We start from the raw sequence: 14,617 nt of genomic DNA, 5'->3' as shown, positions 1-14,617 counted from the left end.
GCCGGAGGTAGAACAGGGAGAACAGCGCACCGACGACGAGCATCACCAGGGCCATGGCGCTGCCGTACCCGATCTCGAAGTAGCGGAAGGCCTACTCGTACATGTACAGCGGGGTGGTCACCCGGCCGCGGCCCCGCTGCCGCCATGGTCGCGCTCGGCCGGTCCCCAGCCGTTGCCCGCCGAGGTCCAGGGCAGGTCACCGAGCTGGGACAGCCCGGTGGAGGGCGGGACGAGACCGCTGGGCGTCACCCCGGGACATCACCGTGCCGTGGCCCGGCACGCTCGCGCTGACCGTCCCGGTGGCGGAGATCACCGCCTTCGACCACAGGTCCTTCAGCGAGCAGGACGACGCGCCTCCCATGCCCGCCTCGGCCCCGGTCGTGCTGATCGTCAACTCGACACAGTTCATCAGAAGAGACCAGGAATCAGCGGGAAACGGGGGTCGCAGTGACTGGACCCCCGACTTGACCGCTGTGATCCCGGCCGCCGGCTACGTCCGCCCTCCCCCCGCCCCGGGGAGCCCGGCCTCGGAGGCCAGCAGCCCCGCCCGGGTGCGGTTGGGCAGGCCCAGCTTGACCAGCATGCGCGAGACGTAGCTCTTGATCGTGGCCTCCGACAGGTGGAGCCTGCGGGCGATCTCGGCGTTGGACAGGCCCTCACCCAGGCAGCCGAGCACCTCCACCTCCCGGTCGGTGAGGTCCGCGATCCGGGCGAGCGCGCGCTCCCGGGCCGCGTCACGTCCGGCCGAGGCCGTGAGCAACCGCCGGGTGGCCGCCGGGGACAGCACGGTGTGCCCGTCGGCGGCCACCCGCACCAGCCCGATCAGGTCCTCCGGCGGGGTGTCCTTGAGCAGGAAACCGGCGGCGCCCAGGCTCATGGCCCGCAGCACGTAGCCGTCGCGGTCGAAGGTGGTCAGCACCACGACCTTCGGCGGCGCGGGGAAACGGGCGATGTGCTCGATCGCGGCCAGCCCGTCGACCCCGGGCATGTGCAGGTCCATCAGCACCACGTGCGGCCGGTGCCGCACGACGGCCTCCACGGCCTCGGCCCCGTCGTACGCCTCGCCGACCACCGTCAGGTCCTCGGCCACGGACAGGATGGTGCGCAGCTGGGCGCAGACCATGCGCTCGTCGTCGACGATCAGCACCCGGATCACGGGGACACCCGGACCCCGTCGGCGGCCTCCGTGGAGCCCGGCGCTGCCCTCTCGCGGGCCGCTCCCCCGCCTGGGGCGACCGGCAGCGAGGCCCGCACCTCGAAGCCTCCCTCCTCGGACGGCCCCGCCCACAGCGAGCCGTGCACGAGCTGCACGCGCTGGCGCAGGCCGCTGAGCCCGGTGCCGCCCTCCCCGGCCACCATCGCGGCGCCCCTGGCCCCTCCGGTGTCGCGCACGCAGACGTGGAGCAGACCGCCGGCGTAGCCCACCCGGACGGTCACCCGTGCCCCGGGCGCGTGCTTGTGCACGTTGGTCAGCGCCTCCTGGACCACCCGGTAGGCGGTGCGGCCCACGACGGGCGGGGCGGGGACCGGCTCGCCCTCGGTGGCGAGATCGACCTCGACCCCCGCCGCCCTGGACTCCTCGACCAGACCCGTCAGGTCCAGCACCACGGGCTCGGCGGTGCGCGCGGAACCGAAGGTCTCCTCCGAGCGCAGCACGCCGACCAGCTCACGCAGTTCCTCAAGGGCCTGGCAGCCGACCTGGCGCAGCTCCTCGGCCGCCTCGCGGACCACCTCGTCGCGGGCGATGGTGCGCAGCGCGCCGGCGCGCAGCACCATGAGGCTGACCCGGTGGGTGACGACGTCGTGCATCTCTCCGGCGAGCCGGGCCCGCTCCTCCGACCTGGCCTGCTCGGCCATCAGCCGCTGCTCGCGCTCGGCCCGCTCGGCCCGCTCGGCCAGCGCCTGCAGCAGCCGCCGCCGGGAGGCCAGCCACATGCCCAGCAGCGCCGGGGCGATCCCCACGAGCGAGATGGACGCGGTGTTCAGCAGGACCTCGGGGACCGGCCCGGAGATGTTCCAGGGCCGGGCGAACAACCCCGACAGCAGCAGGACGGCGGCCCATTCACGCGGGCGCCCCCGGCCGTGGACGCCGACCGCGTAGGTGGCGAACGGCACCGCCGACGGCGTGATGAAGGCGCACAGCGCCATGCACAGCAGGACCGGGAGGACCGGCGCCCGCCGCCTGAGGATCAGGGCCAGCCCGGCGGCGAGCTGCGCGGCGGCCGCGGCCCACGCGCTCCACGACAGCGACGCCTGCTGGGCGAGCGCCTGGTTGAGCGTCGCCGCGGCGCTCAGCCCGCCGACGGTGACGGCGAGGGCCGTGTCGGCCAGGACCGCGCGGGATGGCTTCCAGTTCACGCGGTCACGCTATCCACCGGCCCACGCCCGTGCCAGCGGCCGGCCGGCACTCGCAACCAAGGGGGTACGGCGCCGCAACTTTCGTCGATCCGGCCCGCAACCTTGTCCGCTACCGCGGGCCGGTGCGGAGGCCGAACCCTGGACGGGACAACCATTCCCGAGGGGAGACCCCCGTTGAACGTTCTTACCCGGATAAGCCTTGCGAACCGGGCACTGGTGGCACTTCTCGCGATCGGGGTGCTCATATTCGGAGCGATCGCCACCGTCTCGCTGAAACAGGAGCTGCTCCCACCGTTCTCCATGCCCGTGGCGAGCGTGACCGCGGTCTATCCCGGGGCCGCGCCGCAGATCGTCGAGCGCAACGTCACCGAGAGGATCGAGGAGGCCGTAAGCGGAGGCGTCGGCCAGAAGAAGGTCACCTCCTTCTCCAGCGACGGCCTGGCGGGCGTCTCCATCGAGTACGACTACGGCACCGACCTGGACCAGGCGATCCAGGACCTGCAGCAGCGGATCGGCCGGATCCAGCCGCAGCTGCCGCCCCGCGTGGTCCCGCAGGTCGCGCCGGGGATCTCCACCGAGTTCCCGGTCATCCACCTGGCGGCCTCCGGCGACGACGAACGGCTGCTGGGCCGGCGGCTGAGGGAGCTGGTCCCCGGCGAGCTGAGCGGCATCGACGGGGTGAGCCGGGTGGTGGTCGGCGGCGAGCGGGCCCAGAGCGTGGAGGTCCGCCTCGACCAGGACGAGTTGAGAGAACGGGGCCTCACCGTCGACGCGGTCGCCGCCCTGCTCGGCTCCAGCGGGTCGGTCGTGCCGGCCGGCACCCTCACCTCCGGCGGCGAGTCGTTCGCCCTGCAGATCGGAGAGGGCTTCGACTCCCTCGCGGACGTGCGCGGCCTCTACCTGGCCCCGAAGGTCACGCTCGCCGACGTCGCCGACGTCCGCGTCGTCGAGGAGCGGCCCGAGACGGTGACCCGCACCGACGGCAGGGCCAGCCTGAGCGTTGCGGTCATGGCCAAGCCCACGGGCAACACGGTGGCGATCGCCGAGGAGGTGAAGAAGCGGCTGCCGGCGCTCACCCGGTCCCTGGGCGCCGCGACCTTGCTGACCGTCTCCTTCGACCAGTCGGAGTTCATCCAGGAGTCCATCGGCGGCCTGGCCACCGAGGGTCTGCTCGGGCTGGGCTTCGCCGCGCTGGTCATCCTGGTCTTCCTGCTCTCCTTCCGCTCCACCGTCGTCACGGTGATCTCGATCCCCCTGTCACTGGTGGCCGCGCTCATCGGCCTGTGGGTCAACGGCTTCACGCTCAACATCCTGACGCTCGGCGCGCTGACCATCGCCGTCGGCCGGGTCGTCGACGACTCCATCGTGGTCGTCGAGAACATCAAACGCCATCTGGACCACGGCGAGGCCAAGCTGCACGCGGTCCGGACGGGCACCCGCGAGGTGGCCGGGGCGGTCACCGCCTCCACCCTGACCACGGTGGCGGTGTTCCTGCCGATCGCGTTCGCCGGCGGGATCACCGGGGCGCTGTTCTCCACCTTCGCGCTGACCGTCACCATCGCCCTGCTGGCGTCGCTGCTGGTGTCGCTGACGGTGATCCCCGTGCTCGCCTACTGGTTCCTCAGGGCGCCCAGGACCGCGGTGACCTGTGAGGCCGTGGAGGCCAAGGAGCGCGGCGGCCTGCTCCAGCGCGTCTACGTCCCGGTCATCGGGTTCGCCGTCCGGCGCCGGTGGGTGACGCTCCTGGCCTCCGCCGGGATCCTCGTGGTCACCGCGGGTATGGCGGGCCAGCTCAAGACCGACTTCCTCGGCAGCTCCGGGCAGAACACCTTCCAGATCCGCCAGGAGTCGGCCGCGGGGACGAGCCTGGCCGCGGCCGACCAGGCGGCCCGTGAGGTGGAGAAGGCGCTCAAGGGGGTGTCCGGCCTGGCGTCCTACCAGGTCACCGTCGGCCCCGACCGCAGCGAGGAGGGCGCGGCGCGCAACGTGGCGACCTTCTCCGTCACCGCGCGGAAGGGCACGGACATGAAGGCCCTGCGGGAGGCCGTGCGCGCCCGGGTCGACAGGCTGGCCGCCGCCGGCACCGGGATCGGCAAGGTGACCGTCCAGGAGGACCAGGGGGGCCTGACCGCCACCGACCTCGCGGTCACCGTGTCGGCGGCCGACGACGCGTCGCTGGCGCGCGCGGCGGAGCTGGTCGGCGACGCCGTACGGCAGACGCCCGGGACCTCCGAGGTCAAGGCCGGGCTCGCCGAGACGGCCAGGCAGATCGCCGTGCGGGTCGACCGCGGGGCCGCTGCCGCGCGCGGGCTCACCGAGGCCCGGATCGTCCAGGCGGTGGCCCGGGTCACCCAGGGCGAGCAGGTCGCCAAGGTCACCCTGGACGGCGCCGAGCGTGAGGTGTCCCTGCGGGTCGACGCCCCCGCGGGCGACCTGGCCGCGCTGCGGGACCTGCGCGTCCCCACCCCGCTGGGCCGGACCGTCAAGCTCGGCGACGTCGCCCGGGTCGAGACGGTGACGGCTCCCACCCGGCTGACCCGGATCGACGGGGAGCGCGCGACCACGGTCAGCGCCAAGTTCTCCGGCCAGGACCTCGGCGCGGCGAGCTCGGCGCTCAAGAGGCGCCTGGACGCGCTGCGGCTGCCCGCCGGCGCCACCGCCGAGATCGGCGGGGTCAGCGAGCAGCAGTCCAGCTCGTTCAACAGCCTGTTCGCGGCCCTCGCCGCGGCGGTCCTGATCGTCTACCTGATCATGGTGGCGACGTTCCGGAGCCTGGCGCACCCGCTCACGCTGCTGATCTCGATCCCGTTCGCGGCGACCGGCGCCCTCGGCCTGCTGGTGGCCACCGGGACCCCGCTGGGCCTGTCCAGCCTGATCGGCATGCTGATGCTGGTCGGCATCGTGGTCACCAACGCGATCGTGCTGCTCGACCTGGTCCGCCAGTATCGCGAGGGCGGCATGAACGCCCGTGAGGCGGTCGTGGAGGGCGGTCGGCACCGGGTCCGCCCGGTCGTCATGACCGCGGTCGCCACCGTCTGCGCGCTGACCCCGATGGCTCTGGGCCTGACCGGTGACGGCGGCTTCCTGTCCAGGCCCCTGGCCGTGGTCGTCATCGGCGGCCTGACCAGCTCGACGCTCCTGACCCTGATCCTGCTGCCCACCCTCTACACGATCGTGGAGGACGTCAAGGACCGCTTCCGGCGGCCCCGCCGCCCCGAGCCCGCCCCGAGCCCCGAGCCGGAGCCCGCTCACGCGGGCTGATCATCGGCGGTCCCGTCACCGGGGGCGGCGCCCGTGCGCCGCGCCCGGTGCTCGGCCACCCGGGCGCGGGTGGCGCACCGGGGGGAGCAGAAGCGCCGGGGGCTGCCGGCGGAGGAGTCGGCGAAGGGGCGGTCGCAGCCGCCGGCGGCGCAGATCCCGCCGGGGACCCGCTGGTGGTCGGCGAGGAGCACGGCGAGCGCCATGGCCGAGGAGGTCAGGAACCATTCGGCCCAGGGGGCGTCGTCGTGGCTGTCGACGTGCAGGTGCCAGGTGCTGCGGCCGTGGTGGGTGGTCAGCCGGGGCGGCCGGGCCCCCTCGGCCAGCATCCGGTTGAGCCGCGCGGCGGCCTCGTCGACGCCGGCCGCCGCGAAGACCTCGCGGAGCCGGGCCGCCACCACCCGCATGGCGGCGACATCCTCGGCGGTGAGCCCGAGATCACCCGACGGGCCGGGACGGCCCCGCTCGGTGGCGGGCGCGTCCGGACCGGGCCCGGGAGCGACGGGACCGTCCGGGCCAGAGGCGACAGAGCCGTCCGGAACAGGCACGGAGACGACGGGAGCGCCCGCGCCCGGACCGGGGGCTCCGGACCGCTCCGGTGCCCGCTCGCCATGGGCGCGCAGCACCGCGCTCACGCTCTCGACGGTCGGCGCGGCCAGCAGAACGGCGGTCAGGTCGGCCGCCCGGTCGGCCATATTCCTGCTGGAGTGACTCATAGCCATTACTGTAACGTCTTGCAGATGAGTAGACGTTACAGGCTCGGCGGCTATCTGGCCGGCGCCCTCGCGGCCCGGACCGGGGACGAGATATCCAGCCCCGCACTGCTCCTGCTGGGACTGTCGGTCACCGGATCGGCGACCGCCGCGTCATCTCTCCTGGCGGGGCTGACCATCTCCTCGGCGGTGGGCGGCCCGGTCTTCGGCGCGCTGCTGGACCGTTCCCCCCGCCCGGGCCGCCTGCTGGCCTGTGCCCTGGCGGCGTACGCGGCCGCGCTGCTGGTGATCCTGCTGGCGCTGGGGCACACGCCCGTCGTGCAGCTCGTCGGGGTGGCCGTGCTCGCCGGGCTCCTGGGCCCGGCGCTGGCCGGCGGCTGGACGGCCCAGCTTCCGCTGGTCGTCACCGGACGGGACATCCGGCGGGGCAGCATGCTGGACGGGCTGACCTACAACCTGGCGAGCCTGACCGGGCCCGCACTGGCCGGGGTGCTGGCCACGGCGGCCGGGGCCCCGGCCGCCGTCGTCGTCTCGGTCGTGCTGGTGCTGCTGGCCGCCCCGGCGGCCTGGCTGCTGCCCGCCCGGCCCGTCAGGGAGGGCGGCCGCCCGCTGCGGCGGGACCTGGCGGCGGGCTTCGCGGCGATCGCGCGGATCGCGGGCCTACGGAGAGCGACGGTCACCACCATGGTCTCCTTCGCCGGGGTGGGGATGATGGTGGTCTGCGCCCCGCTGCTGGGCGTCCGGCTCACCGGGGAGGCCGGGCACGGCGCCCTGCTGCTGTCGGCACTGGCGGCCAGCGCCCTCACCGCCAACGTGGTCATGGCCAGGCGGCCACCCGCCGTACCCGACAGGGTGCTGCTGATCAGCACGCTGTTGCTCGCCGCGGGTTCGGCGCTGGCCGCCGTGGCGGGCTCGCCGGCGGTGGCGGTGGCCGCCGCGGTCGTCGCCGGCCTCGGCCAGGGGCCCCAGCTCACGGCGGTGCTCGCGGTGCGGCACCGCGAGGCGCCCGAGCACCTCCGGGGCCAGATCTTCACCACCGCGGCCAGCCTGAAGATCAGCTCCTTCGCGGTCGGCTCGGCGATCGCCGGGCCGCTGGCCACCTGGTCGCTGCCCGGCGCCCTGTTCACGGCGGCCGGGATCCAGCTCCTCGCCGCCCTGACCTACCTGCTGACCGCGCGGCCCTCAGGGCAGCAGCTCCCGCCAGATCGCCCGCATGGCCTGCTCGTGGGCCCAGCCGGGGCCGCAGCCGGGCAGCCCGAGTAACACGTCGCCCGCGAGGCTGTCCATGATCCGGCACATCCGCCTCGCCTGGTCCTCCACGTCGTCCACCGGCCGGAACAGGCCCTCCCGCACGCCCCGGGCCACGATGGCGGCCAGCTCCTCCACCCACGTGCCGGTGAACCCGGCGATCCGGACGAGCGTCTCCTCGTCCCGCGGCGGGCGGGCGATGACCTGCGCCCACAACCGCCAGCGGACGTCGTGCGGACCGCCGGGCAGGTAGAGCTCGGCCAGCCGGGCGACCGCCTCGCGCGGGTCGGCGACGGCCGCGAGCTCCGCCGTGCGGCGCTCGGCCAGCTCGTCCTCGCTGAGCAGCAGCGTCGAGACGAGGATCCGGTCACGCTTGCCGAAGTAGTACATGACGTGACCGCTGCTCATGCCCGCCCGCTCGGCGATGTCCCGCACCCGTAACCGCTCGGGCCCCACCTCGTCGATCGCCAGCAGCGCCGCCCGCAGCACGTGCGCTCGCACGTCGGGGCGCTCCAGCTTCGCAGTCATGGGATATACCGTACAGGTTTAGAATGCTGCTCAAAGTTTGAAAACGGTTCTAAAAGGAGCGGGCTGTGCGGCTGACACCTGCGGAACGCGACCGGCTGCTGCTGTTCACCGCGGCCGGGCTGGCGCGGGCCAGGAAGGCGAGGGGTCTTCGGCTGAACGTGCCGGAGGCCACCGCCCTGATCGCGGACACGGTCTGCGAGGCCGCGCGCGACGGGGCGCGGCTGGCCGAGGCGGTCGAGGCGGGCCGCGGGGCCCTCGGCCCGGACGACGTGCTGCCCGGCGTGGCCGACGTCGTCACCGAGGTGATGGTCGAGGCGGTCTTCGACGACGGCACCCGGCTGGCCGTGGTGAGCGACCCGTTCGGCGGGGGCTCGCTCGGCGGCGAGGCGCCCGGCGCGGTGATCGGGGCGGCCGCCCCTCCCGCCGGGGAGGACCCCGGGGCGGAGGCCGTCGAGGTCGAGGTGCTCAACACCGCGACCGTGCCGATCAGCGTCACCTCGCACTTCCACTTCTTCGAGGTCAACCCCCGGCTCCGGTTCGACCGGGGCGCCGCCTACGGGCGCCGGCTGGCCGTCCCCGCGGGCTCCACCGTCCGGTTCGACCCGGGCCGCGGCCGTACCGTCAGGCTGGTCCCGATCGGCGGCGCGCGGGTGGCGATCGGCTTCGCCGGGCTGGTGGACGGGCCGCTGGACGCGCCGGGCGCGTTCGAGCGGGCCATGGAGAAGGCGCGGGCCTGCGGCTATCTGGGCAGCGGGCCGGCGGAGCGGGAGACGGCGGAGGGGAACGGGCGATGAGCGCGTACGGCCCGCGCAAGGGCGACCGGGTCAGGCTCGGCGACTCCGGCCTGGTGGTCGAGGTCGAGCACGACTCCCAGAAGGCCGGGGAGGAGTTCCTCGCCGGGTTCGGCAAGACCGCCCGCGACGGCCTGCACCTGAAGGCCGCCTCCATCAGGGAGACCTGCGACCTGGTGATCAGCAACGTGCTGATCCTCGACCCGTTCCTGGGCGTGCGGACCGCCTCGATCGGCGTGCGCGAGGGGCGGATCCACGCCGTCGGCCGGGCCGGCAACCCCGACACCCTGGACGGGGTGGACGTGGTGGTCGGCACCGGGACCACGATCGTGTCCGGCGAGGGGCTCATCGCCACCGCCGGGGCGATCGACACCCACGTGCACCTGCTCAGCCCGCGCATCATGGAGGCCTCCCTGGCCTCCGGCGTCACCACGATCATCGGCCAGGAGTTCGGGCCGGTCTGGGGCGTGGGGGTGAACTCGCCGTGGGCGCTGCGGCACGCCTTCAACGCCTTCGACGCCTGGCCGGTGAACATCGGCTTCCTGGCGCGTGGCTCGTCGTCGCACGAGGCCCCGCTGGTCGAGGCGCTGGTCGAGGGCGGCGCGAGCGGCTTCAAGGTGCACGAGGACATGGGGGCGCACACCCGCGCGCTGGACACCGCGCTGCGGGTCGCCGAGGAGCACGACGTGCAGGTGGCCCTGCACACCGACGGCCTCAACGAGTGCCTGTCGGTGGAGGACACCCTGGCGGTCCTGTCCGACCGGACGATCCACGCCTTCCACATCGAGGGCTGCGGCGGCGGCCACGTGCCCAACGTGCTCAAACTGGCCGGGGTGGCCAACGTCATCGGCTCCTCCACCAACCCGACGCTGCCCTTCGGCCGGGACGCCGTCGCCGAGCACCACGGGATGATCGTCTCGGTGCACGGGCTCCGGCCCGAGCTGCCGGGGGACGCCGCGCTGGCCAGGGACCGGATCCGGGCGGGCACCATGGGCGCCGAGGACGTGCTGCACGACCTCGGAGTCATCGGCATCACCTCCTCCGACGCGCAGGGCATGGGCCGGGCGGGCGAGACGGTCCGCCGGACGTTCGCCATGGCCGGGAAGATGAAGGGCGAGCTGGGCGCGCCGGAGCGCAACGACAACGAGCGGGTGCTTCGCTACCTGGCCAAGCTGACGATCAACCCGGCCATCGCGCACGGCCTGGCCCACGAGGTCGGCTCGCTGGAGCCGGGCAAGCTGGCCGACATCGTGCTGTGGCGGCCCGACCACTTCGGCGCCAAGCCCCAGCTCGTGCTGAAGGCCGGCTTCCCCGCCTACGGCGTGACCGGGGACCCGAACGCCTCCACCGACACCTGCGAGCCGCTGGTGCTGGGGCCGCAGTTCGGCGCCTACGGCGCGACCGCCGCGGACCTGTCGGTGGCCTTCGTCAGCGGGGCGGCCGCCGGCGCGGCGGGCGACCACATGACGACCCGGCGCCGCCGGGTCGGCGTGCGCGGCACCCGCGGCATCGGGCCCGGAGACCTGGTCCGCAACTCCCGGCTCGGGTCCGTCCAGGTGGACGCGCTCGGTCAGGTCACCCTCGACGGCGACCCGGTCCGCTCGGCCCCCGCCGACTCGGTCTCGCTCAGCCGCCTCTACTTCCTGTGACGACCCGTCTGCTTCCCGTTCCTATGGCGCCCCGTCTGCTTCCCGTTCCTGTGACGCCCGGTCCGCATCCCGTGACGCCCCGCCCCGTGCGCGCCCCCGCGACGTCTCCCCGGGGACACGGCCGTTCCCGCCTCTCCGGCGCCCCGCCCAGCCCCTTCATCTCTTGTCCCTGATCCTCTATGTCCCTGATCCACGAAAAGGAGCCCGCCGTGTTCTTCATGCCGCCGGAGTGGCACCCGCACACCCGCACCTGGATGTCCTGGCCGGTCTCCGGCTACGCGCTGGCCGACCCCGAGCCCTCCTACCGCGCGTGGTCGGCCGTGGCCAACACCATCGCCCGCTACGAGCCGGTCACCATGGTGGTCGACCCGAGCGAGCGCGGGTCGGCGGCCCGCTGGCTGGCCCCCGGCGTCGAGGTGGTGGAGCAGCCGCTGGACGACTGCTGGATGCGCGACAACGGCCCGACCTTCCTGGTGGACGGCAGGGGCGGCCTGGCGGGGGTGGACTGGACCTTCAACGGGTGGGGCTGGAACGTCCACGCAAAGGACGACCTGGTCGCCGCGGCCGTCCTGGAGCGGGCCGGGGCCGCCAGGTTCCGTTCGGAGATGGTCAACGAGGGCGGCGGCATCCACGTGGACGGCGAGGGCACGGTCATCGTCACCGAGACCGTGCAGCTCGGCGACAAGCGCAACCCCGGCTGGACCAGGGAGCGGGTCGAGGCCGAGCTCCGCGCCCGGATCGGCGTGGAGAAGGTGATCTGGCTGCCGCGCGGCCTCACCGCCGACTACGGCAGGTACGGCACCAGCGGCCATGTGGACCTGCTCGCCTCCTTCGCCCGGCCCGGCCTGGTGCTCTGCCACGTCCAGCCCGACCCGGACCACCCGGACCACGAGGTCACCCGGGAGAACCTGGCGATCCTGCGCTCCTCGACCGACGCCCGGGGACGCCGGCTGGAGGTCGTCGAGCTGGTCGCCCCGGAGACCCGCGAGGCGGACGGGGAGCTGGTCGACTACTCCTACATCAACCACTACCTGGCCAACGGCCTGGCCCTGCTCTGCTCCTTCGACGACCCGCGCGACGCGGCGGCGGCCGAGATCTTCGCCAGGCTCTTCCCGGAGCGGACCGTCGAGACGGTGGACGCCCGCGCCATCTTCGCCCTCGGCGGCGGGATCCACTGCATCACCCAGCAGCAGCCGCGCCCCTGACCGGCCCGCGGGCGGGACAGGTGGCGCCGGACCGCCCGGCGACCTGTCCGGATGAGGCCACTGTAAGAAGAAGATCTTGTCAATATGGGTGATTAATGCGAATACTTGCCGTTTGTTGTTATTCCGAGAGAGGCATCGCAATGAAGCGCGTCATTGTTCACAAGCCTGGCACCGTCACGCTCCGCGGGGCCGCCAGCCCCAAGCACGTCGGCTGAGACCGAAAAACACCGAACCGGCGCTCAGCGATGGGCGCCGGCCTCCAGAACGACATAGATAAAGGAGACTGGTGAGCCGGGGACCGCTCCCATCAGAAAACCCGCCCCTCCCTCCTCTGCTCCTGCCTCCCGTGGACGCCGACCGGCGCCTGCGGGGCCCCTACACCGCCGGGGGCGCGATCGCCTCGGCGCTGGCCTCGGCGGCCCGGCCGGATCTGGTCGCCCGCTACGACATAGAACTGCGCGCCATGGCTCCCGACCTGCACGGGCTGGTCCCCGCCAGGCGCCGGTCGGTGGCCGACCGGCTGCCCAGGGCGGAACGGATCCTGGTCCACGCGCCCCGCCGCACGCTCCGCCTGTCCAACGGGCTGACCGAGCTCGTCGGTGAACACCTGGCGGAGGTCGGGCCGCGGACCCTCGTGGTGGAGAACGCCCACCGGGCCGACCCCACCGACCGCGAGCTGCTGGCGGTGCTGCGGCGGCGGATCGCCCCGCGGCTGCTGACCGTCGTGGTCGGCGAGCAGGCCGTACCGGACGAGCCCCTCGCTCCGGAGGAGCACGACGCGCGGGCCGAGGAGCTGGAGCGGGAGGGGACGGTCGGCGCCCGGCTCGGAGCGATCCCCTACCACCGCGAGCACGGCACCGATCCGCACAGGGCGGTCGAGGCCCTCCGGTTCGCGGTCGAGTGGTGCCTGGACGCGGGCTACCACGACGCGGTGGTGGAGCTGGGGCAGCGCGCGCTGGCGCTGACCGACCCGGCGGCCGAGCCGGAGACCTGGTGGCGCTTCCTGCACAGCACCGCGACCGCGCTCGGCTCGCTGAACCGCGAGGACGAGGCCGAGGCGCTGTTCGACCTGGCCAGGCGTGAAAGCGTCTCCCCTCTCACGCACGCGGCCGCCGCCTACTCCACCGGGATGCTCAAGGTCCGCCACCACGACCCGGCCCGGCGCGATCTGGACGCCGCGCTGGCCTGGGTGAACCAGGCGATCGCCATCTCCACGCTGCTGCCCGACCCGCGCGAGCGCGCTTTCAAACTGGGTTTCGACCTCAACGGCCGGGCGCTGGTGGAGGTACGGCGGGGCGCCCCCGCCAGGGCGCTGGAGCTCGTCCAGGAGGCGGTGGAGCTGGCCGAGCGCGACCTGCCGCCGGGCGAGCACCCGATCCACCGGATGGTGCTGCTGGCCAACCGGGCGCAGCTCGCCGTCATGCTGGGCCGCCCCGAGGACGCCCTGGAGGACCTGGACGCGGTGATAGCGGCCGACCCCGGCTACCCCGACTACTACATCGACCGGGGCAACCTGCTGCACCGGCTGGGTCGGCGGGAGGCGGCGATCGCCGACTACGAGACGGCGATGCGGGCCGGCCCGCCCTTCCCCGAGCCGTACTACAACCGGGCCGAGATCCGCTTCTCCGCCGGCGACCACCAGGGGGCGCTCGTCGACCTGGACCACGCCCTGGAGCTGGATCCGGAGTTCGTGGACGGGCTGGCCAACCGGGCCGGGCTGCTGGCCGCGCTCGGCGACCACGGCAGGGCCAGGGCCGACGCGGAGGCCGGGCTCGCGCTGGATCCGGCCAACCCGTATCTGCTGTGCGCGCTGGGCCAGGTCGAGATGGCCGAGGGTCACCACAAGGAGGCCCGGGCCGCGTTCGACCGGGCGCTGGAGGGTGCCCCCTCGCTCGCGGCCGCCTGGGCCAGCCGGGGGATGCTGGCCTTCGAGACCGGCGACCCGGAGGGCGCGGTCGCCGACTTCACCCGCGCCCTGGAACCCGGCGCGGACCCCGCGCTGCTGTTCAACCGGGCGATGGCGCTGCGCGCCGCGGGGCGGGAGGAGGCGGCGGTGGCCGACCTCACCCGTGCGCTGGAGCTGGCACCGGACGACGACGACATCCGGCGGGAGCTGGCCGGCCGGCCGCCGGGGCCCTGACGGCGGGCTGACGGCAGGCTCCAGGGCCGACCGCGAGGGCCGTGTCAGCGGGCCCCGGGGGGCCGGCGGCCAGGGCCATGACGGCGGGCTCCAGGGCCGTGTCAGCGGGCCGCCGGGGGCCGGCGGCCAGGGCCATGACGGCGGGCTGCGGGGCCGGCGGCGAGGGCCGGCCCCGATCCTGCGTACCGTGCGGCACCGCAGGCCGGGCCGCCGTCAGTCCTGCGGCCGGGACTCGATCAGCTTCCGCATCATCGCGACGAACCGCGCCTGCTCGGTCTCGTCGAGCGCGGTGAACCAGGACCGCTCACGCCGGGTCTGGAGCTCGAATGCCTCGGTCACCATCGCCCGCCCCTTCTCGGTGAGATCGACGTAGACCAGCCTTCGATCGGCGACGGTCCGGCTGCGCTCCACCAGCCCCTCCCGCTCCAGCGTGTTGACCAGGTTCGACACCGCCGAGCGGGTCAGCACCGACATCTCGGCGAGCCGGGCCGACTGGGTGGGTCCCAGCAGCCACAGCTTGAACATCAGCCGGAAGCCCGGCAACGTGAGCCCGCGCGGCCGGTGCACCCGGGACTCCAGATCGTTGACCAGCATCTGGGAGAGCTGCAGCACGTTGTAGGAGAGCGTGAAGGCGCGGGAGTCCGCCGGCGTCCGCATGTCCGCCACCCGGTCTCTCGCGTGCGCCTCGTACCAGCTCTCGGCCGATTCGTTCATGCGTCCGATCTTC

The 14,617-nt window shown here is 73.9% G+C and carries 13 protein-coding genes; 6 read left to right on the top strand and 7 right to left on the bottom strand.

Translation table 11 applies throughout. From position 1 onward, the window contains the following. Nucleotides 1-117: 117 nt before the first annotated feature. The 4 genes from J2S55_RS32205 to J2S55_RS32195 all read right to left on the bottom strand — a co-directional run bounded on the left by J2S55_RS32205 (nt 118) and on the right by J2S55_RS32195 (nt 2,358). The gene (locus J2S55_RS32205; RefSeq protein ID WP_306868624.1) at nt 118-249 is read right to left on the bottom strand and encodes a hypothetical protein; all 132 of its coding nucleotides are present in this window, start codon (nt 247-249) and stop codon (nt 118-120) included. Next, nucleotides 197-409: a hypothetical protein gene (locus J2S55_RS48400; RefSeq protein ID WP_370879719.1), complete on the bottom strand. Its 213-nt coding sequence runs from the start codon at nt 407-409 to the stop codon at nt 197-199. Before J2S55_RS48400 ends, J2S55_RS32205 begins: the two co-directional genes overlap by 53 nt. An 81-nt stretch (nt 410-490) precedes the next feature. Beyond that, a complete protein-coding gene (locus J2S55_RS32200) occupies nt 491-1,156 on the bottom strand; it encodes a response regulator (protein ID WP_306868622.1) in 666 nt (221 codons plus the stop codon). Continuing rightward, a complete protein-coding gene (locus J2S55_RS32195) occupies nt 1,153-2,358 on the bottom strand; it encodes a sensor histidine kinase (RefSeq protein ID WP_306868619.1) in 1,206 nt (401 codons plus the stop codon). Before J2S55_RS32195 ends, J2S55_RS32200 begins: the two co-directional genes overlap by 4 nt. Nucleotides 2,359-2,532: 174 nt before the next feature. On the opposite strand from J2S55_RS32195, the gene J2S55_RS32190 reads away from it, so the two are divergent. Next, on the top strand, nt 2,533-5,619 hold the full coding sequence (locus tag J2S55_RS32190) for an efflux RND transporter permease subunit (protein ID WP_306868617.1): 3,087 nt from the start codon (nt 2,533-2,535) through the stop codon (nt 5,617-5,619). On the opposite strand, the gene J2S55_RS32185 is transcribed toward J2S55_RS32190, so the two are convergent. Then, nucleotides 5,607-6,332, bottom strand: a complete 726-nt coding sequence (locus tag J2S55_RS32185; RefSeq protein WP_306868616.1) for a CGNR zinc finger domain-containing protein — start codon at nt 6,330-6,332, stop codon at nt 5,607-5,609. The two genes, J2S55_RS32190 and J2S55_RS32185, sit on opposite strands and share 13 nt — an antisense overlap. A gap of 24 nt (nt 6,333-6,356) precedes the next feature. On the opposite strand from J2S55_RS32185, the gene J2S55_RS32180 reads away from it, so the two are divergent. Then, a complete protein-coding gene (locus tag J2S55_RS32180; RefSeq protein WP_306868615.1) occupies nt 6,357-7,592 on the top strand; it encodes an MFS transporter in 1,236 nt (411 codons plus the stop codon). Here the strand turns inward: J2S55_RS32180 and J2S55_RS32175 are convergent. Continuing rightward, the gene (locus tag J2S55_RS32175) at nt 7,512-8,105 is read right to left on the bottom strand and encodes a TetR/AcrR family transcriptional regulator (RefSeq protein WP_306868614.1); all 594 of its coding nucleotides are present in this window, start codon (nt 8,103-8,105) and stop codon (nt 7,512-7,514) included. The genes J2S55_RS32180 and J2S55_RS32175 overlap by 81 nt on opposite strands. 65 nt (nt 8,106-8,170) lie before the next feature. Here J2S55_RS32175 and ureA point away from each other — a divergent pair, with 65 nt between their 5' ends. The 4 genes from ureA to J2S55_RS32155 all read left to right on the top strand — a co-directional run bounded on the left by ureA (nt 8,171) and on the right by J2S55_RS32155 (nt 13,890). Beyond that, a complete protein-coding gene (ureA, locus tag J2S55_RS32170; protein WP_306868613.1) occupies nt 8,171-8,899 on the top strand; it encodes an urease subunit gamma in 729 nt (242 codons plus the stop codon). Then, complete coding sequence (locus J2S55_RS32165; protein WP_306868612.1) at nt 8,896-10,545, top strand: urease subunit alpha; 1,650 nt, start codon at nt 8,896-8,898, stop codon at nt 10,543-10,545. The genes ureA and J2S55_RS32165 overlap by 4 nt, the downstream gene beginning before the upstream one ends. Nucleotides 10,546-10,763: 218 nt before the next feature. Further along, a complete protein-coding gene (locus J2S55_RS32160; RefSeq protein ID WP_306875642.1) occupies nt 10,764-11,750 on the top strand; it encodes an agmatine deiminase family protein in 987 nt (328 codons plus the stop codon). A gap of 346 nt (nt 11,751-12,096) precedes the next feature. After that, nucleotides 12,097-13,890 (top strand): tetratricopeptide repeat protein, encoded by a 1,794-nt coding sequence (locus J2S55_RS32155; protein WP_306868610.1) that lies wholly within the window; start codon nt 12,097-12,099, stop codon nt 13,888-13,890. Nucleotides 13,891-14,103: 213 nt separating this feature from the next. Here J2S55_RS32155 and J2S55_RS32150 read toward each other — a convergent pair whose 3' ends face one another. Further along, on the bottom strand, nt 14,104-14,604 hold the full coding sequence (locus tag J2S55_RS32150; RefSeq protein ID WP_306868609.1) for a MarR family winged helix-turn-helix transcriptional regulator: 501 nt from the start codon (nt 14,602-14,604) through the stop codon (nt 14,104-14,106). Nucleotides 14,605-14,617: the final 13 nt, after the last annotated feature.

The organism is Streptosporangium brasiliense (assembly GCF_030811595.1).
GTDB classification, from domain to species: domain Bacteria; phylum Actinomycetota; class Actinomycetes; order Streptosporangiales; family Streptosporangiaceae; genus Streptosporangium; species Streptosporangium brasiliense.
The sequence above is the reverse complement of the archived record's forward strand: the minus strand, read 5'-3'. Positions and strand labels throughout refer to the sequence as shown.

Bases quoted from the DNA above. Each gene is read 5' to 3' on its own strand.
- J2S55_RS48400 (WP_370879719.1), bottom strand. From the start codon at position 409: ATGAACTGTGTCGAGTTGACGATCAGCACGACCGGGGCCGAGGCGGGC.
- J2S55_RS32185 (WP_306868616.1), bottom strand. From the start codon at position 6,332: ATGAGTCACTCCAGCAGGAATATGGCCGACCGGGCGGCCGACCTGACC.
- J2S55_RS32180 (WP_306868615.1), top strand. From the start codon at position 6,357: ATGAGTAGACGTTACAGGCTCGGCGGCTATCTGGCCGGCGCCCTCGCG.
- J2S55_RS32175 (WP_306868614.1), bottom strand. From the start codon at position 8,105: ATGACTGCGAAGCTGGAGCGCCCCGACGTGCGAGCGCACGTGCTGCGG.
- J2S55_RS32165 (WP_306868612.1), top strand. From the start codon at position 8,896: ATGAGCGCGTACGGCCCGCGCAAGGGCGACCGGGTCAGGCTCGGCGAC.
- J2S55_RS32160 (WP_306875642.1), top strand. From the start codon at position 10,764: ATGCCGCCGGAGTGGCACCCGCACACCCGCACCTGGATGTCCTGGCCG.
- J2S55_RS32150 (WP_306868609.1), bottom strand. From the start codon at position 14,604: ATGAACGAATCGGCCGAGAGCTGGTACGAGGCGCACGCGAGAGACCGG.